Origin of the sequence: Allorhizobium undicola ORS 992 = ATCC 700741 (assembly GCF_000621665.1) — a bacterium.
Classification (GTDB): domain Bacteria; phylum Pseudomonadota; class Alphaproteobacteria; order Rhizobiales; family Rhizobiaceae; genus Allorhizobium; species Allorhizobium undicola.
In genome coordinates, this window is the sequence record NZ_JHXQ01000032.1 from 1 (window position 1) to 16,184 (window position 16,184).

The window sequence follows — 16,184 nt, forward strand, 5'->3', positions numbered from 1 at the left end:
GGATCATTGGACATCGCAGCGAACATACGCCACCAGACGCCCTTTTTGCTCCAGCGGCTGAAGCGCCGGAAGACGCTATTCCACTCGCCGAAGACCTCTGGCAAGTCACGCCAGGGCGAGCCCGTGCGCACGATCCAAAGCACGGCTTCCACGAACATCCGGTTGTCGCGGCCCGACGACCCCCGTGTCCGTTCGTCACCAATGATGTGCGTCGATATCCGCGCCCACTGCTCGTCCCGAAGGATCAACCGGTCCAATACGCCCATGACTGCCTCCAAAAGACAGTCTTGAATCTGATTTGCTCAGCCTTGGGAATCCCAAGAGTCCACAAGACCTAGGAGGCTCATCCTTCACCAAAGATTTTGCCGTCCGTTATCTGGTCTATGCGTTCTCAGTTGGCATGAAGCTGATGGCACTGGTGATGATCTCGCGGATTGGATCTGAGGTTCTCATTAGTCTCGCGAACCAACCTGATATCGGGGATCAGTTCCAAACAACTCTCGCGATCGCCGGCATCGCAGTCGTCGTCTTTATCATCGCTATGTATGTCCCGAACATCATCCAAGGTGCCGTTCAGGATGCCTCAGTGACAGGCGGCATGGAAACCATCCGTCACGGCGGGCAGGCCGCATCATTTGCACTTGGCGCAGCATCGCTCGCCGTCGGCGCCGTCGGAGCCGGGGCTGCTGCAGCCCAATCCGCCCGAGCCGTGGGCTCCTCTGTGGCGGGCGCAGCACTTCGCGGTATGGGCGCGGGGATCGGATCAGCCGGGAAGGCGGCCGGCTCGGCCGCCAAGGAAAAGGCGATCGGTTCGCCCGGTGCTTACGCCGGCTCAATCATGGGGCTCGCCAACGCCAAGCTCGATCAGGCTCGCACAGGGCATAACAGTCCGACACCTCCTCCCGAACGACACAACACATAATCATCAGGAAGGCAACCGCGATGGCATCAAACCGGCCGCCCGAAAGTCCTTACCTTGCCGCGCGGCAGGAATGGACAGAACGATATGGATCTTATGTCCAGGCCGCGCGCGCATGGCGGATCGTCGGCATTCTCGGACTATCAATGGCCGTGATCGGCTTCACCTACGTCATGTATCTTAGCACGCAGGTGAAGCTCGTGCCCTACATTGTCGAGGTCGACAAGCTCGGCACGTCGGTAACGGCGGGCTTCCCCCAGCAGATCGAATATGCCGACGCCCGCGTCGTCCGCGCGACACTCGGCAACTTCATCACCAGCCTGAAGTCGATCACGCCCGACGCGGTGGTTCAGAAGCAATATATCGACCGGACCTACGCGCTGCTCAGGACGTCCGATCCCTCAACCCAGAAAATCAATGCCTGGTTTCGCGGCAACTCACCGTTTGAAAAGGCCAAGACATCAACCGTCGCCATCGAGGTCAACAATATCGTGGCGCTGTCCAACCAGACCTACCAGATCGACTGGACCGAATACGAACGCGACCGCAAGGGCAAGGAGACCGGCACGAGGCGGTTCCGCGGCATCGCGACGGTCGCGCTGACCGCGCCACAGGACGAGGCGATCATCCGCCTCAACCCGATCGGTCTTTATGTCCAGGACTTCGACTGGACCGCACAGCTTTAAGGGCAGGGGAATTTACATGCACAGAACAGGATTGATCGCGACCGTCGGCTGCATGGCAGGACTCGTCCTCGCGGATTGCGCAGTCGCACAGAGCATGACGTCGAACGAGGTGAAGGGGACCAACATCTCGCGGAAATGGCGGGGGACGCCCGGTCTCGTCACGACCGGGCCCGATGGAAAGGTTATCTTCCTGTTCGGCGAGACCCAGCCCTCGGTTGTCTGCTCACCGCTTCAGGTTTGCGACATCGAGCTGCAAGGCGGCGAGATGGTCAGCGACGTGCTTGTCGGTGACACGGTCCGCTGGAAGGTCGAGCCGGCGACATCAGGGGCAACCGGCGGGCAAGCGATCCACCTGATCGTCAAGCCGTCGGAGGCCGGCCTCGTTACGTCTATGGTGGTCACGACCTCGCGGCGGACCTACCATATCCAGCTCAAATCCCATCCCAGCCAATACATGGCGAGGATCGGTTTCGAATACCCGGAGGATGTGTCGACCAAGCTGGCTGACATCAATGCCCGGCTTGAAACCGGCGGCATTCCGGGAACCGCTCCGGACAAGCTGAACTTTTCCTATTCGGTCAGTGGTGGCGCCTCGTGGCGGCCGAAGCGCGTCTATTCCGACGGCGTCAAGACCTACATCCAGTTTCCTCGCTCCATCTCCGGCCAGGACGCGCCAGTGCTGTTCGTCGTCAGCGGCGGGCAGAACCGTATCGTCAACTACCGGATGAAGAACGACATGATGATCGTCGACTACGCCGTCGACAAGGCCGTGCTCGTCTCCGGGGTTGGCTGGCGCCAGCAGAAGATCACGATCCGGCGGGGAGGTTGACCGATGAACAAGTCCATTGCAGCCATCATCATCACTGCCATCCTTTCCGGTTGCCAGACTGCGGATGAAACGCTGACCACCAGTTCCACACCGATTGCCGTCACTGGCGCCACCGCAAGTGCGATCGCCGGCGACATGGCAAGCCGACTTGCGGAACAGGTCGGGCCGGCCAACACCACAACCCTCAGAATGGACAAGGACACCTCGGAATACGCCGCCGCTCTCGAGGCCGCGCTGAAGGGATGGGGATACACGGTGATCGCCGACGGGAAAGTCGGCAAGGATCAGAAGCCGGTCGAGGTCGCATGGTCGATCGACAGTTTCGACGGACAGGTCCTGGCGCGGATCAGCACGCCGGCCATCGCGCTCGGCCGGGCCTACACGGCGACGTCAGCGGGCGCGACGCCCGCCAGTCCGCTTTCCATCATGCAGCGTAACTGAGGGGAGGGGAAACCATGGTCCAATCGCTTCAGCTCGGCACGGCGGGCAATGCCGACGATCAACAGAGCATGCGGCGCCTCAATCGCCTGCCGATCATCGTCGCGATCGTCATCATCGTTCTGTTCTTCGGCGTCGTCATCGTCGGCCTGTCGTGGCGCGGTCTCTCCTTCAACCGTGGCAATGAGCTCGACACCACCTCCGCGTCACCGGCGACCACATTTGGCGATCAACTGAAGCGCGGCGTGTCGGACGGGATCATCGGCGAACCGGAACAACGCGAAGTGTTTCAGCCGACGCCCGTCGTTGTCGAACGCGAGCCGGTAAGAGAGGCCGTCGTAGAGCGGCAGAATGAAGTTCGGACGGAACGGCGATCGCAACTCGAGCCAGAAGCCGAGTGGAAGGCCCGGCTGAAGCGGGAACAGGACGAGCAGATTCTCCGCGAAGCGCAGCGTCAGAGAATGGCAAGCCTCCAGGCACGGGCAACAGCGCTCGATTCTCCGCTCAAGGTTGACGTTTCCGAGGTCCAAAAGAGCGCCTCCGAAACCAGGACCGACGCCCGCCAACCGTTCGATGCCACGACGAACAGTGCATCCGATCTCTACAGCGCTGCGATGAAGTCCGGACTGCTCGGACAGAACGTCGATCAAAACGGGCAGACCTCGAAAGAGGACTTTTTCAACCAGGACATCAAGGATCTTGGTTATCTGCCGAACCAGGTCGTCCCGCAGCTCTCTCCCTACGAGTTGAAACGGGGATCGGTCATTCCCGCCACGATGATCACAGGGTTGAACTCAGACCTACCGTGTAGGATCTCAGCGCAGGTTAGACATGCTGGAAGTGGCCCAGGATGAGCAGATGGTGACGGGAGCAGTAAAAAGCTTCGCAAACGCGTACGGTTATAAACAGTTCGCCTACCTCCATACCGAAGGTTTGGACATAAGGACCTTCAACACATATCCAGAGCCGTGGAACAAGGACTATCTTGTCAAAAACTATTCTCGAATCGACCCCTGATCACGGAAGCAAAACAGCGTGGCGATGTTTTTAGTTGGAAATGTGACGACTGGCCGGCCCGCGGCGCATCCGATCTGAGACGATTTCGGGACGAAGCCATAGATAATGGAATCCGCTCGGGTGTTACCATTCCTGTGAACGGCAGCTTCGGGACAACGCACATGTTGACCTTCGCGTCGAGCGAAAGATCCGTCAATGTATCGGGCCTCTTGGATGACCGGACCGCCGTTCAGATCGTCATGGCCATTCACTACCGTCTGAGAATGATCGGCGCATCGACGGTTCTCAATCCAAAGCAGGCACTCTCGCCACGAGAACTCCGATGTGTGATGTGGGCAGCAAAAGGCAGGAATACCCCTGATACCGCGATGCTAACTGGCATTAACCCCCGGACGGTTCAGCACTACCTTGACAACGCCAGACGCAAATTCGATGCGCAGACTGTGCCCCAACTGATCGCAATGGTGAAGGATCGGGGGCTTCTCTAGTCGTTACGGCTATCGTCGCTGACCTCTGGCACATATCCAAGCAGATCGAGAATGCTCGACAATTGCTCTTGTTGGGCTTCGGCTTTTCCCTGCCGGGCAAGATACTCATCCTGGAGGTTTTTCATAATATCGGCTGGCGTATCCGGATTATTGCTGGCGCGCAGCCATTCCTCGTAGACAGCTTCGTCAGCGGCCATCAACCGTCGTTGCTCTCGAATCTGCTCGACGGCCAAAGCTTCAAGTTCAGCTTTGGGCATGGCACTGTAGGGACAGCCGAAAGCCAGCTTCTGCGATTTGGCGGATGATGCGTCTTTTTTCATTCGTTTTATTAGACCAATCTAATCCAGATCAAAACCTGCTCACACCAAATCGAGGGATTGGCGCCGACGCACGAAATCGGCCAGCGCGAACCGTCTCGTAACAACCGAAACCCTTAGATCCTCTCACCTTTAACATCTCAGCGGCGGAATCGGAACTATCGTTCCTGGAACGATCATTCTTATTGCGGCTCCCCTCTTGCCATGGATCTCAAGGAAGTCCTGGCAATTAACCTGCGTCGGGTCCGTCATGACAAGCAAATGACGCAAGAAGAGTTGGCCCATCGGGCAGGCTTAAGCGTGCGTTACATCGGAAAGATCGAACAAGGGCATGTTTCAGCCAGTGTAACCGTGCTTGGTCGAATTTCGCATGCTTTGGGTGTAGAACCCGCAGAACTCGTAACCCGAGCTGTCCGGTGATGCGAGAGCAGGTCCGTAAACAACGGAGTTCGCAATATTGGCTATTGCGGCTAGCGGCTTTCATGCTGAGCGGATTGCCGAGGCAACCGGAAAACATCAGCTATAAAAAGCTCGCTAAAAAAGCCTGCCGCGGGAGGTTACGGCAGGTTTTCATTGGCTAGCAGTGACTGGGAGGAGGATAGACTGCCGTCAAAATCGATATACGCGGGGGAAGGTGCGCATCTCAATGAGGAAACAGTATTCGGAGGCCGCTGATTGACGAAGGCAAAAAATACTGCAGCACATCATTGCCCAATATGCATACCTCTCGTTTTAGTTTTTCCCGCCGATCCTTGAAAGATCGATGCGCATTTCAGCCGATGCAGCGTCTGTTGCTGCGCCAGGCGGCGTAGCGGCGATCTCACCAGTCTCCTCTTCCAGCCCCACGTCTCCTTCCAGTCGCATTTTTGGCAAAGGCTTGCCGCGAAGGAACGTCGCGCCACCTGGATCGTCAGCTTGAAAGACTTGCGTGCCTTCGAATATTCCTGTTCTCCAGGCGTGGATTGCATCATCGATCAGCTGTGGCATGACCTCCCTGCTCGTTGGACTGCCGTACCATTTCGTGACGATACGGGCTACCTTCGCGAACAGAGCCGTCCCCCGCTTGAGGTTCTCGCAGGGGTCAACGAGAGCAGCATCCAGCTGAGCAATGTCTGTTATGCCAGCGCCTGCGGGGTATTGGGTAAGACCCACCCGCACGTTTGCCTTTCCCACATACTCTCTGATGATCTTGAGCGCCGCTTCGGGGGAAGCTGGTGTCGGAACAAGAACTAGGCGTCCACCAGACTTGACGGTGATCGCCAAAGGATCGTCGGAACCTGCCGCCGCCACGAACTGCTCGACGATCGCCGGCGTCAGCGATGGGTCGGCACATTTTTCGATAAGGGCTACGTCAAGCATGAGGACCGTCCAGCTAAATGTTGAATGAGAGGATGACGGGTTTGCCGAAGAGGCGACCCCAGGCCAGGGCACTCGTGCGCTGGATGTCGACGATCGAAGTGCCTGATGTCCACCAGCCGTTGCCCACAGCAACGATCACATCGGGATCGTTCAGCATCGATTGGAGAACCGGCCAGACGATCAGCTGTTCGTAACAAATCAGCGGCGCAATCCTGAAGTCGTCGAGCTCTACGACCGGATTTGCGAAGAAGTGCGCCTTCGCACCGGTGCGTTCTCCCACGAGGCTCCTCCAGGGTTGCCACATCGAACCGGGAACGGGCATGCGTTCGCGATAGAGGATCGCGCTGCTGTCCGCACTGATCGAAACGAGCACATTGTCGTACCCCTTCGCGTCGATGAGCACGGCACCAGCGATCACTGTAGTCCCTGTCTCTGTGAGCGCCCTTTGCCAAAGCCGCGCAAGAGTAGGCGTCCAAAAGCCGAGGGCGCTCTCCGGAAGGACAACTATATCAGCAGGCCCCTGACGGCGAACAAGTTCGATGAGTGCGCTTTGCTGCTCAAGGCTTGCATCACGGCCGAGAGATGCAGCCATTTCCAGATCGACACCGGTCCACGACGTCGGTAAAATCGGCGTCGTCCACTCAGCGGCTGACCAGAGCCAGAAGCCAATCATGGCCGTGGCTGCAGCCGGCCGATAAGGCGTCACCATGATAGCAAGGCCGGCTGCCATCGCCGAAAGACCCCACCATCCCCAGCCAGGAAAAAGAACGCCAGCAGCTGTGATCGGATGTGCCCATCCCAGGATACCGAATGGTGGGACCGCCATTGCGCCGCATGCGGCCATGTATCGGAACGACTTCTGCCACCCCTTTCGATCCGTCCATAGCACAGAATGGATCGTGACGAACGCGGAAGAGGCGATAAGCCAGAGCAGGAAACCCGGCCAGATATCCGATGAGTAGAAGTTCGCCACACCCTGCGGCAGACCACGTGATGCCGCGAGGAAGTAGGCCGCAGAGATCGCCGTTGTCTGCAGGCGCGTACGCGCCAACGACCAAAGCATGGGGAAGCTAGCTGCGAGCGGGAGGAGGAGCACATTACCGCTCCAGCCGATCCATCCAGTGCTCGTCGATAGCGCGACGAGGACAGCCGCCCGGAAAAGGTCATGGCGCATAGGTCCAGACCTCCTGCGCCAGTCCAAGGATGCCCTCCATCGGCAGAGGGCCGAAGTACCGGCTATCAAACGACCCCGAGAACGCGGAATGCAGGAAGACCGTTCCGGGCGGAACGACACCCCCTTCGTACTGCACCATCCCACGCCCCTGGCCGTCCGTTCGTGCAACGTGTGAATGAGGGAGTGGCCGACCATCAATGCGGACATCGTCATGGATCTCGATCGCCTGTCCAGATGTCGCCACAACCCTCTTGATCAGTGGTGCGACCCAACCAGCGCAGAGGCCAAAACGCAGATATCCACGCGCGCGCGCCTCACGTAGTGCGTCGGTGTCCGGCGGGCAGATGAAGACAAGATCACCGACCAGAATTGGGCGATCGGGCTTAACGATCCGCCAGAGACCCAGCGGCTCGCTTGGTGTGAGATTGACCCTGAAGCCCTGACCTCCGAGCAGCACGATGAAGCCAAGTGCGAACAGGCTCACGCTGGAGATCCGATAGAACCAGACGAGCCGTTTCATGCGCCGTAGCACTCTATGCCGATGACGCATCCTCATTTGAGGGTCAGGCCCTGGGACTTGGTCTGGCGCAACGTCTCTGCCTGCTTGAGTGCCGTCGCGCTGCGCTCATAGGCAGACAGTTGCTGCACCGTCCGCATAGTATTCCAGGCCTGTTGCACCTCGCTCTTCTGGGCGCCATTCATGCCTGCCGTAACGTGCTGGAATGCCTCGCCGGTGGCATCCTTCGCAGCCAGGGGCAGGAAGGTCCTTTCTCCGAAACGTTCAGTGACCGCCTTCGCGAAACCTTCGAGTTCAGCCTTCACCATTTTGTCGGCGAGTGCATATTCGAGGCCAGAGGGCAGATCGTTTCTTTCGATGGCATCGCGGACGCGTTCCAGCACGCTTTTCGCATTGGACGAAAGGGCAGGGATCTCCAGCGCGACCTGCCTGCGGACCGCAAGCTCCTCCGCGTGATTTCGCCGCTCAGCATCGCCACGCTGGCGGAGATAATCGCTGATGCTGTCAGCGAGTGGCGGCACATTCTTGAGCGCCCGGTCTCGGTCCGCCCTGTCGCCGCGGCTGGCCAGTAGGCCCGTCTTGCCCTTGAGGGCACCGAAGGTTTCAGGCTCGTTGGCAATTCTGGCGATCGTCTTTTCCGCAGCCGACTGGTCGCGCAGCATCGCATCGACGTTCGCTGCCTTGAATGCTGCTTCCGGCTGCGCGTAGACGTGATGGAAGCGCATCGAGACTTCTTCCCATCGCTTCTTGAGCGCTGGGTCTGCGGCGAGTTTATCCTCAACGGTCTGATCGATCGATTTCGGGAAGGTGGTGATACCGGCCACCATGGGCTTGGTCTCCTTTTCTGCAACAGGAACTGTTCTGGCCGTTGATGTTGCAAAGCCGAGCTTGGCGCCGATGGCCGCAAGCTTGCCGGCAAGGTCGACGAGCTTCTGCTTCTGCCGGACCGTCCATTCGAGACGGTCGCGCGCGACGGTTCTGGCAACGTTGACGATGTGAAGGCCGCGCGCTTCGGCAAAACGGAGGGCCTGCCGGTAGAAGCTGCCGCCGGCATAGTCGAGCGTCGTTTCCTTGGAGTTCTTGCGCGACAAAATCTCGACCAGACCGCCTGCCTTGGTAAAGGATCGGTGGCCGTAATAGACGCCGAGATCTTCGCGGTGGCGTGTCATCGCAACATAGGTGAGGTGACGATCGAGAGAGAGGGACGCCAGCACCTTAACCCGATCGACGGTCGCGCCCTGGCTCTTGTGCACCGTGGTGGCATAGCCGTGATCGAGATTGTTGTAGAAGCGCTGCTCGACGATAACCTGGCGCAGATGTTCGCCCTCGCCAATCTCGGCGACGATGCGACCTGGGGCCGCTGATACGACTTTGCCCAGCATGCCGTTCTTGACGCCGATAGAGCCTTCGTTCTTCAGGAAGACGATCTGGTCGCCGGCAGCAAAACTTCTGACACCGTCGGCGGTCTTGAACGGCGAACCGTGTTCGATGATGCCGCGCTCGATAAGCTTCGTGCGTGCAAGCTCGTTCAGCATCCGCACATCGCGACGCAGGTGCGCGAGGATCAGCGTAGACTTTGCCGGATCGTAGTCACGGCTCCAGTCAGCGATGAGGTTCGTGACGGCATCAACCTTCAGCGAGGCGCCGATCATCTTGCCATTGGACTGATAGGCTGCGAGGGCTTTGCCGACATTGCCACGCGCGAGATCGAGCGAAGCGTCGCGCATCCATTGCTCACGCTGGCGATAGATCGTTTCTAATTCGGCATAGCCGATGCGGTCGGCAATCGCGCGGAAGGCAGCACCCGCCTCGATCGGCTGAAGCTGCTCAGGATCGCCGACAAGCACGAGCTTAGCGCCAGCTTTGGTGACAGCTTCGACGAATGTCGCCATTTGCCGCGACGACACCATGCCAGCCTCGTCCAGAACGAAAACCGTCTTGTCGTCGAGCTGCCCGCGACCCTGATCCCAGCGGAGTTCCCAGGACGACAGGGTACGGGAGACGATGCCCGCTTCCTTCTCCAGACCTTCCGCAGCCTTGCCGGCGAGTGCACCACCGACAACGCGATAGCCGGCCGCTTCCCAGGCCTCGCGTGCTGCCCTCATCATCGTGGTCTTGCCGGCGCCGGCGCGGCCGATCACGGCGGCAACCCGCTCAACACCAGCGACATGTTCGATGGCAGCCCTTTGCTCATCGGAAAGCCGTTCATGCTGCGCGAAGGTCGCCTTGAGCACCGGTTTCCGGACGCCATGCGAAGACCGCTGCGAGAGCCAGATCGCGCGGTTGGCCATCTCAGCCTCGAGCCGGATCAGCTCACGTGTCGTGTACTTTGTCGGCGCCAGGACCCCGGTGGCAAAGTCCATCCGCTCACGATCGAGCCGCAGCGTCTCCGGGCTTTGAAGGATGCGCACCATCAGGCTCTGGAAGAGGCCCGCATCATCGACATAGCGATGGAGGATTTTAGCGACATCGCGCTCGTCGAACACGCTTTTTTCTCGCATGATCAGATCAAGTACGATCTCCGGACTACGCTGAATTCGGCGGGCATTCTCGGCTCGCCGCTCTTCCTGCAGTTCCAGCCGCTCGAGCGCAGCATCCTCTCCCGCAGATCCATTCCCACGGACTGCTTTCCTCTCGATCGCCTTCGTGCCGACGCCGAGATGGATGGTCGGGGTCAGCTCGATGCCCTGCTTCTCGAAGGAGCGGCCATCGATCCTGATATCGAGGCCCGCAAGCGCCAGATGCTGGTTCTGGCGGCAAACCAGCCATCGCGAAACGCGTTGAAGTCATCGAGCCCACCCGCCCAGAGCTCATAGACGATCTTGCCGCTGTCATTGCGCAGCGCTTTGCCGTCTGGTCCTATGACCGCCACCTTCTTCGACCCAAACCCGTCCTCGGTCAGCGGCCGCAGCGTCGTCATCAGGTGGATATGCGGATTGCCAGGCGCGTCGTGGAAGACCCAGTCAGCCACCATTCCCTGGGCGGTGATGTGGCGCGCCACGAAGTCCCTGACGAGGTCGATGTTCTGCTCAGCCGACAGCTCTAACGGCAAGACGATGGTGACATCCTTTGCAAGCTGTGCATCCGACCGTTTCTCGAAGTTCTCGACCTTGTTCCAGAACGCCTCCGACGCTCCCGAGACAGACCGATCGGCAATCATCGATTGCAGCCATTCAGGCGCATCGGCGGGGATGATAAACTCCTCATGAAGCAGGCCCAGCTTGCGGGTGTAGTCGATCGTCCTGGCTTCCCGCCCATAGTCCATCTTGGCGCAATGCCGGTAGGCCGCCGACAGCACGGCGCTGCGGCCGGAGCCGCGTGCAACGATGCTGACTGAAAAATGCGGGACGGCCACGGCGGAGAACACTCCTTTGATCAAACGAAATCAATGTGTTCGTAAAAAGAGGAAGGGCAGCCAGGGAGCAAAAAGCAGTGCGTCGCTTCAGCGACGTATAATTGCGCCCTTCGGATCCGTCCTTACGAACGGATGGGATCATTCACAAAAGCATCGCCATTGGCGATTGTAGGATTCACAGTAGTGCGTTCCGCACTCCGCGCTGAAATCTTCTGCCTGACGGCATCGAGTTCAGCGAAAGGATACGAGCGGAATGAAAAAGCCTTCTTCGAAAATCCGCGAAGAAATCGCCAAGCTCCAGGAACAGCTCAAGGCAGCAGAAACCAGAGAGGCCGAACGGATCGGCCGCATCGCATTGCGCGCTGGTCTTGGCGAATTCGAGATCGACGAGAGTGAGCTCCAGACGGCCTTCGAGGAAGTGGCGAAACGGTTTCGCGGCGCCCCGAAAGCACAAAGCGCCGGATCGAACGGAAGGGAGAGGGGAGGCGCGAGTAGCGGGCAGATTTCGGCGAACCCGACTGTCGAGGTTCCGGGCGGCGCTGGCGAGGCTTGAGCGTATGGACCAGTTAGCGACAGCAGACGCGCGAAAAAAAGATACGCGCGAAAAGATCGAGCTCGGAGGGCTTATCGTGAAGGCTGGCCTTCGGCTCGAGAAACGGGCCACGCTGCTCGGCGCGTTCATCGAGCTTGCAGATCGGTTGAGGGCGGATGCCGGAGAACGTGAAAGGCTGAGAGCACTCGGAGCAGAGGCCTTCGGTCATGACAGCGAATAGGATTGTTCTCTCCATCCTTCCACTCTTGCTGATGATCGTGGCCGCCATCGGTTTGACCGGGATCGACCAATCGCTTGCGCCGTTTGGCGAGAACGAGGCCCAGCGATTGATGTTCGCCAGGATCGACATCGCGGCACCCTATGTCGCCGCCGCTGCGGTCGGCATCATCTTTCTCTTCGCGGCGGCAGGATCGGCAAGCATCCGGCTTGTTGGCTGGAGCGCGGCCGCTGGTAGTGGCGGTACCATTCTGATTGCGGCGGCGCGCGAGATATCGCGCCTCGCTGTATTTGCTGACAAGGTTCCCGAGGGAAAATCCATCCTTACCTATCTCGATCCAGCAACGATGATCGGAGCGGCTGGTGTGCTGATAACGGGATGCTTCGCACTTCGTGTTGCGCTGATCGGAAACGCGGCTTTCGTCCGGCCCGAACCCAAGCGGATCATCGGCAAACGCGCGCTGCACGGAGAGGCCGCGTGGATGAAACTGACCGAGGCCGAGCGGCTGTTCGGTGAAGCTGGCGGCATCGTGATTGGCGAGCGATACCGTGTCGATCGTGATGGCAGAACCATTCGTGGGTTTCGCGCCGATGACATGGAAACCTGGGGTGAAGGAGGGAAAGCGCCGTTGCTTTGCTTCGATGGCTCATTCGGCTCATCCCATGGGATTGTCTTTGCCGGCTCCGGCGGTTTCAAAACGACGTCGGTGACAATCCCGACCGCGCTCAAATGGGGTGGTTCGTTGATCGTGCTCGATCCTTCGAACGAGGTAGCGCCGATGGTGTCGCAGCATCGCGAGAGTGCGGGGAGAAGGATCCGGATCCTTGATCCCCGCAATCCAGCGATCGGCTTCAACGCACTGGCCTGGATCGGAAAGTTCGGTGGCACGAAAGAAGAGGACATAGCCGCTGTTGCGTCCTGGATCATGAGCGAGAGTGGACGCGCGAGCGGCGTTCGCGACGACTTCTTTCGGGCGTCCGGTCTTCAGCTCCTGACGGCGATGATCGCCGACGTCTGCCTTTCCGGCCACACACCAAATGAGCAACAGACGCTTCGTCAGGTGCGGGCCAACCTGTCGGAGCCGGAACCGCAGTTGCGCAAGCGGCTGCAGGACATCTACGACAATTCGGAATCCGCGTTCGTAAAGGAGAACGTTGCCGCCTTCGTGAACATGACACCGGAAACATTCAGCGGTGTCTATGCCAATGCGATCAAGGAGACGCATTGGCTGTCCTACCAGAACTACGCAGCTCTGGTGTCCGGCTCTGCATTTTCCACCGACGATATCGCGTCAGGAAAGACTGACGTGTTCATCAATATCGACCTGAAGACGCTTGAGACACATGCGGGGCTGGCGCGCGTCATCATCGGTTCGTTCCTCAACGCGATTTACAATCGGGATGGACAGATCGAAGGCCGTGCCCTTTTCCTTCTCGATGAGGTGGCGCGGCTAGGCTACATGCGCATCCTGGAGACCGCGCGCGATGCCGGCCGCAAATACGGCATCACCCTGACCCTGATCTATCAGTCCATAGGCCAACTTCGCGAGACATACGGTGGTCGGGACGCATCGAGCAAATGGTTCGAGAGCGCGAGCTGGATTTCGTTTGCTGCCATCAATGATCCGGAGACGGCGGAATACATATCGCGCCGCTGCGGCATGACGACGGTTGAGATCGATCAGGTCAGCCGCAGCTTCCAGTCGCGCGGGTCGTCGCGGACCCGGTCAAAGCAGCTTGCCGCTCGACCGCTGATCCAGCCGCATGAGGTGCTGCGAATGCGAGCCGATGAGCAGATCGTCTTTACCGCAGGCAACCCGCCGCTTAGATGCGGTCGCGCCATCTGGTTCCGGCGGGACGATATGAAAAACTGCGTCGGGCAAAACCGGTTTCACCAACCGGCTGCTCGATCGGGCCATCTCTTGAGGAAGGATCAATCGGAGTAGCCAATGTGCAACCCGATCTGACACTTGGGGGAGGATCGTCACCGGAATCGGCGAAGACCACTTATGGGCTTCGTTCGAGCTGGCGAATAGAGCGGTACGCCGAAGGCGGACCGCCCAATCTGATCGCAACCCATTCTTCACAGAACTGAATCGATCACCAGCAAACGATTCAGAAGTCTCGTTGGACGCAGGACATGGTTCACGCGATTCTAGGCGCATGATCGCCCAACCCTATCACCTCTATGTCGAACGCAAGGATGCCAGTAAGAACCTGGCCCGCTTCTACGCGATGTCGATAGAGTCGAACCTGTTTGGGGAGGCATGCCTGACGCGGCGATGGGGACGGATTGGGACGAGCGGTCAGGTGAAAACCCATCAGTTCGAAAAGGAACAGGACGCGGTCGATCTCTTCCTTGATCTTCTGAGGCAAAAACGCCGCCGGGGATATCGGGCAATTGGCTCTGTCGCTTCGCAGTAAACACCCGACGATACTGCCGCAGGCAAAAGAGAATGTGAGGGCGGACCTTGGTCTTCTCGAACGGAGACCCTGCTGTCCACACTCCGCTATCTCGATCGGCTAACTTCCGCAAAGGACTTTCGACGGGCAATAAATTCGCGCAGAAGCGGCAAAAAGAATGCCTTGCTGAAGTGACCAAGCGGAGGCTCAGGCTCCAAATAGAATGACCGGCCTATGATATCGCTGTTGAACTCATCCAGGATGAGCCACAGCGGAAGATCTGCATCAAGACCCGCGCGTCGCTTTTCGATGGTCGGAATCTCGACGGCAAAACGATTTCGGTCGGGCATCTTTGTCGTGATCGGAAAAAACAAGACAAGATCGCCACCCGACCTCGCGATCCGCACGCCGACAGCCACAGGACGGTTCTTGCGCCCTTCCGTTTCTCCCTCGTTTGCCTCATGGCTCCACAGATATGGATATCGAACGACCGCAGCCGTCTGGACCTTGTCATATACGCTCATCGACTCGTCTCATCAGACTGGGCGTAGGCATCGACGGCCTCTTCAAATTCAGCAAACAGCTCGTCGGACATTGTCTCCAGTCTGCCTACAGAGCGACGATCCGACTGGCGCATAAGACGTTCGTAATCGTCTATGTTCAGCAACACCAATCGCGGCTTGTTGCGTTGGGTGATCGTGACAGGGTGTCGGAGTGCCTCGGCGATGATATCTCCGGATTTCCGCGAAAGGTCGCTTGTCGTGTAAGAGCCGTTCCTGCTTGTCATGTGACCAGCCTCAATACGATTAGGGTGAAAGGTACTCAGTGCTATTTATACAGCATATACAGCATTGGTGCAAATAATGTATTCGTGGTCGCACGGTGGAGGGGTTGGTAGAGATCACCGCCGTCAGAAAGGCGGCTCTGCCTCAGCCAGGCCCTCCATCTCGGCAGCCGCGACGAACAGTTCCGCTTGGGCGATTTCGAGTTCGGCCTGGATCTGGCGGCGCTCGGCGCCACCGACAGCGTTGCGCAGCTCAGCACGCAGTTCTTCGATCTGGATTTCGAGTTCGTAGGTCATCTTCGTCTCCTTGACGTTTGTGAAAGATTACCGGCTGGCCCCAGGAAGGGGATGGCGGGTCAGGAATCGCGCCCAGCGACCGGCAGAGCCGGGGAGTGGGGGAACCGATTTGCGGAGGTTGTCCACCGGGCGACTAGAGCAAATTGGAGGGACCGCTCATCCTTGGGGCCGGCATACCCGCTTGGTAGGATCGATCGTTCTGAGCAGCTTCCCCGCTCACCGTATGCCACCCAAAAAGCCGGACCTGGCTCGATGCCGGGTCCGGCTTTGGTTCTCAGGAGAGGAGAAGGCCCCGCCGATGGCGGAGCCTCGTGATCCTGATCAGTCGCGGTTCGGGCGGGACCAGATGAGCTGGAGGCCTTCCTCGCCTTCGACCTTGGCGAGCGTTGCGTAGATCGGGGCAGGGAAGCTCGGATCGTCGAGCTTGACCGAGAGGTAGTCGCGGCCCTCACCGGAGGTCTTCTGCCAGGCGGCGCCCAGTTTGTGATTAGGCATGGAATAAGGACCCCGCAAATGGGGTGATCGGCGTCCAAACGGGCCCCCCATCTGCGATGGGGTTACAACAGCCTCCGGTTTCATCGGAGGCTTTTTGTTTGGATGCTTATTGTGGAAACAATTCTGAAGATACGGCGGCTAGCCCATGTTCAGGGCAAGTCGATCAAGGCGATCTGCCGGGAGTTGGGCATATCGCGGAAAGTGGTGCGGAAGGTTTTGCGCACCGATGAGACGGAGTTCAAATACGAACGGACCCGTCAACCTCAGCCGAAGCTCGGCCCCTGGCGCGATCAGCTCGATGGAATGCTGCTCGCCAATGAGGCCAAATCCTCTCGCG

The 16,184-nt window shown here is 59.0% G+C and carries 18 protein-coding genes and 5 pseudogenes; 13 read left to right on the top strand and 10 right to left on the bottom strand.

The genetic code is table 11. The annotated features are described in order from the left end of the window. Positions 1–266, bottom strand: a 266-nt coding sequence (locus T424_RS0118125; RefSeq protein WP_037067118.1) for an IS5 family transposase, incomplete at its 3' end; no start/stop codon positions are given. Positions 267–334: 68 nt separating this feature from the next. Between T424_RS0118125 and T424_RS21460 the strand changes: the two are divergent. The 7 genes and pseudogenes from T424_RS21460 to T424_RS23260 all read left to right on the top strand — a co-directional run. Then, a pseudogene (locus T424_RS21460) lies at positions 335–922 on the top strand (type IV secretion system protein); the annotation flags it as partial. 20 nt (positions 923–942) lie between these two features. Then, entirely contained in the window at positions 943–1,605 is a 663-nt protein-coding gene (locus tag T424_RS0118135) for a conjugal transfer protein TrbF (protein WP_027488984.1), read from the top strand. A gap of 16 nt (positions 1,606–1,621) precedes the next feature. Continuing rightward, complete coding sequence (trbG, locus tag T424_RS0118140) at positions 1,622–2,434, top strand: P-type conjugative transfer protein TrbG (protein ID WP_027488985.1); 813 nt, start codon at positions 1,622–1,624, stop codon at positions 2,432–2,434. 3 nt (positions 2,435–2,437) lie between these two features. Beyond that, the gene (gene trbH, locus T424_RS0118145) at positions 2,438–2,875 is read left to right on the top strand and encodes a conjugal transfer protein TrbH (RefSeq protein ID WP_027488986.1); all 438 of its coding nucleotides are present in this window, start codon (positions 2,438–2,440) and stop codon (positions 2,873–2,875) included. Positions 2,876–2,889: 14 nt separating this feature from the next. Further along, a pseudogene (trbI, locus tag T424_RS21465) lies at positions 2,890–3,699 on the top strand (IncP-type conjugal transfer protein TrbI); the annotation flags it as partial. 31 nt (positions 3,700–3,730) lie between these two features. After that, positions 3,731–4,062: pseudogene (locus T424_RS23255) on the top strand (autoinducer binding domain-containing protein); the annotation flags it as partial. Positions 4,063–4,218: 156 nt separating this feature from the next. Next, complete coding sequence (locus tag T424_RS23260) at positions 4,219–4,377, top strand: helix-turn-helix transcriptional regulator (protein WP_245269627.1); 159 nt, start codon at positions 4,219–4,221, stop codon at positions 4,375–4,377. On the opposite strand, the gene T424_RS0118160 is transcribed toward T424_RS23260, so the two are convergent. After that, entirely contained in the window at positions 4,374–4,697 is a 324-nt protein-coding gene (locus T424_RS0118160) for a transcriptional repressor TraM (RefSeq protein WP_027488987.1), read from the bottom strand. The genes T424_RS23260 and T424_RS0118160 overlap by 4 nt on opposite strands. Positions 4,698–4,898: 201 nt before the next feature. On the opposite strand from T424_RS0118160, the gene T424_RS22320 reads away from it, so the two are divergent. Continuing rightward, positions 4,899–5,114, top strand: coding sequence for a helix-turn-helix domain-containing protein (locus T424_RS22320; RefSeq protein ID WP_027488988.1), 216 nt, complete (start codon positions 4,899–4,901; stop codon positions 5,112–5,114). 312 nt (positions 5,115–5,426) lie between these two features. Here the strand turns inward: T424_RS22320 and T424_RS0118175 are convergent, their stop codons facing one another. From T424_RS0118175 to traA, 4 genes and pseudogenes are all read right to left on the bottom strand, one after another. Then, entirely contained in the window at positions 5,427–6,053 is a 627-nt protein-coding gene (locus tag T424_RS0118175; protein WP_027488989.1) for a TraH family protein, read from the bottom strand. 13 nt (positions 6,054–6,066) lie between these two features. After that, entirely contained in the window at positions 6,067–7,227 is a 1,161-nt protein-coding gene (locus tag T424_RS0118180; protein ID WP_027488990.1) for a conjugal transfer protein TraB, read from the bottom strand. Then, entirely contained in the window at positions 7,217–7,747 is a 531-nt protein-coding gene (gene traF / locus T424_RS0118185) for a conjugative transfer signal peptidase TraF (protein ID WP_027488991.1), read from the bottom strand. Before traF ends, T424_RS0118180 begins: the two co-directional genes overlap by 11 nt. A 32-nt stretch (positions 7,748–7,779) precedes the next feature. Beyond that, a pseudogene (traA, locus tag T424_RS21475) lies at positions 7,780–11,099 on the bottom strand (Ti-type conjugative transfer relaxase TraA). Positions 11,100–11,352: 253 nt separating this feature from the next. Between traA and traC the strand changes: the two are divergent. The 4 genes from traC to T424_RS0118210 all read left to right on the top strand — a co-directional run bounded on the left by traC (position 11,353) and on the right by T424_RS0118210 (position 14,292). Next, positions 11,353–11,652: a conjugal transfer protein TraC gene (traC, locus tag T424_RS0118195; protein WP_027488992.1), complete on the top strand. Its 300-nt coding sequence runs from the start codon at positions 11,353–11,355 to the stop codon at positions 11,650–11,652. 4 nt (positions 11,653–11,656) lie between these two features. After that, positions 11,657–11,872 (top strand): conjugal transfer protein TraD, encoded by a 216-nt coding sequence (traD, locus tag T424_RS22325; protein WP_084268580.1) that lies wholly within the window; start codon positions 11,657–11,659, stop codon positions 11,870–11,872. Beyond that, on the top strand, positions 11,859–13,814 hold the full coding sequence (traG, locus tag T424_RS0118205) for a Ti-type conjugative transfer system protein TraG (protein WP_027488994.1): 1,956 nt from the start codon (positions 11,859–11,861) through the stop codon (positions 13,812–13,814). Before traD ends, traG begins: the two co-directional genes overlap by 14 nt. A 217-nt stretch (positions 13,815–14,031) precedes the next feature. Then, positions 14,032–14,292, top strand: coding sequence for a WGR domain-containing protein (locus tag T424_RS0118210; RefSeq protein WP_027488995.1), 261 nt, complete (start codon positions 14,032–14,034; stop codon positions 14,290–14,292). A gap of 86 nt (positions 14,293–14,378) precedes the next feature. Here T424_RS0118210 and T424_RS0118215 read toward each other — a convergent pair whose 3' ends face one another. The 4 genes from T424_RS0118215 to T424_RS23265 all read right to left on the bottom strand — a co-directional run bounded on the left by T424_RS0118215 (position 14,379) and on the right by T424_RS23265 (position 15,931). Further along, positions 14,379–14,795, bottom strand: a complete 417-nt coding sequence (locus tag T424_RS0118215) for a hypothetical protein (RefSeq protein ID WP_027488996.1) — start codon at positions 14,793–14,795, stop codon at positions 14,379–14,381. Next, on the bottom strand, positions 14,792–15,058 hold the full coding sequence (locus T424_RS0118220; protein ID WP_027488997.1) for a type II toxin-antitoxin system prevent-host-death family antitoxin: 267 nt from the start codon (positions 15,056–15,058) through the stop codon (positions 14,792–14,794). Before T424_RS0118220 ends, T424_RS0118215 begins: the two co-directional genes overlap by 4 nt. A 123-nt stretch (positions 15,059–15,181) precedes the next feature. After that, positions 15,182–15,352: a hypothetical protein gene (locus tag T424_RS22920; RefSeq protein WP_169737305.1), complete on the bottom strand. Its 171-nt coding sequence runs from the start codon at positions 15,350–15,352 to the stop codon at positions 15,182–15,184. 321 nt (positions 15,353–15,673) lie between these two features. Next, positions 15,674–15,931, bottom strand: coding sequence for a DUF736 domain-containing protein (locus tag T424_RS23265; protein WP_051559220.1), 258 nt, complete (start codon positions 15,929–15,931; stop codon positions 15,674–15,676). An 18-nt stretch (positions 15,932–15,949) separates the two neighbouring features. Here T424_RS23265 and T424_RS0118235 point away from each other — a divergent pair. Further along, positions 15,950–16,184: pseudogene (locus T424_RS0118235) on the top strand (helix-turn-helix domain-containing protein); the annotation flags it as partial.

What these genes read in the sequence shown, in the direction of transcription:
- T424_RS0118135 (WP_027488984.1), top strand. Translation starts at nt 943, where the DNA reads ATGGCATCAAACCGGCCGCCCGAAAGTCCTTACCTTGCCGCGCGGCAG.
- trbG (WP_027488985.1), top strand. Translation starts at nt 1,622, where the DNA reads ATGCACAGAACAGGATTGATCGCGACCGTCGGCTGCATGGCAGGACTC.
- trbH (WP_027488986.1), top strand. Translation starts at nt 2,438, where the DNA reads ATGAACAAGTCCATTGCAGCCATCATCATCACTGCCATCCTTTCCGGT.
- T424_RS23260 (WP_245269627.1), top strand. Translation starts at nt 4,219, where the DNA reads ATGTGGGCAGCAAAAGGCAGGAATACCCCTGATACCGCGATGCTAACT.
- T424_RS0118160 (WP_027488987.1), bottom strand. Translation starts at nt 4,697, where the DNA reads ATGAAAAAAGACGCATCATCCGCCAAATCGCAGAAGCTGGCTTTCGGC.
- T424_RS22320 (WP_027488988.1), top strand. Translation starts at nt 4,899, where the DNA reads ATGGATCTCAAGGAAGTCCTGGCAATTAACCTGCGTCGGGTCCGTCAT.
- T424_RS0118175 (WP_027488989.1), bottom strand. Translation starts at nt 6,053, where the DNA reads ATGCTTGACGTAGCCCTTATCGAAAAATGTGCCGACCCATCGCTGACG.
- T424_RS0118180 (WP_027488990.1), bottom strand. Translation starts at nt 7,227, where the DNA reads ATGCGCCATGACCTTTTCCGGGCGGCTGTCCTCGTCGCGCTATCGACG.
- traF (WP_027488991.1), bottom strand. Translation starts at nt 7,747, where the DNA reads ATGAAACGGCTCGTCTGGTTCTATCGGATCTCCAGCGTGAGCCTGTTC.
- traC (WP_027488992.1), top strand. Translation starts at nt 11,353, where the DNA reads ATGAAAAAGCCTTCTTCGAAAATCCGCGAAGAAATCGCCAAGCTCCAG.
- traD (WP_084268580.1), top strand. Translation starts at nt 11,657, where the DNA reads ATGGACCAGTTAGCGACAGCAGACGCGCGAAAAAAAGATACGCGCGAA.
- traG (WP_027488994.1), top strand. Translation starts at nt 11,859, where the DNA reads ATGACAGCGAATAGGATTGTTCTCTCCATCCTTCCACTCTTGCTGATG.
- T424_RS0118210 (WP_027488995.1), top strand. Translation starts at nt 14,032, where the DNA reads ATGATCGCCCAACCCTATCACCTCTATGTCGAACGCAAGGATGCCAGT.
- T424_RS0118215 (WP_027488996.1), bottom strand. Translation starts at nt 14,795, where the DNA reads ATGAGCGTATATGACAAGGTCCAGACGGCTGCGGTCGTTCGATATCCA.
- T424_RS0118220 (WP_027488997.1), bottom strand. Translation starts at nt 15,058, where the DNA reads ATGACAAGCAGGAACGGCTCTTACACGACAAGCGACCTTTCGCGGAAA.
- T424_RS22920 (WP_169737305.1), bottom strand. Translation starts at nt 15,352, where the DNA reads ATGACCTACGAACTCGAAATCCAGATCGAAGAACTGCGTGCTGAGCTG.
- T424_RS23265 (WP_051559220.1), bottom strand. Translation starts at nt 15,931, where the DNA reads ATGAAACCGGAGGCTGTTGTAACCCCATCGCAGATGGGGGGCCCGTTT.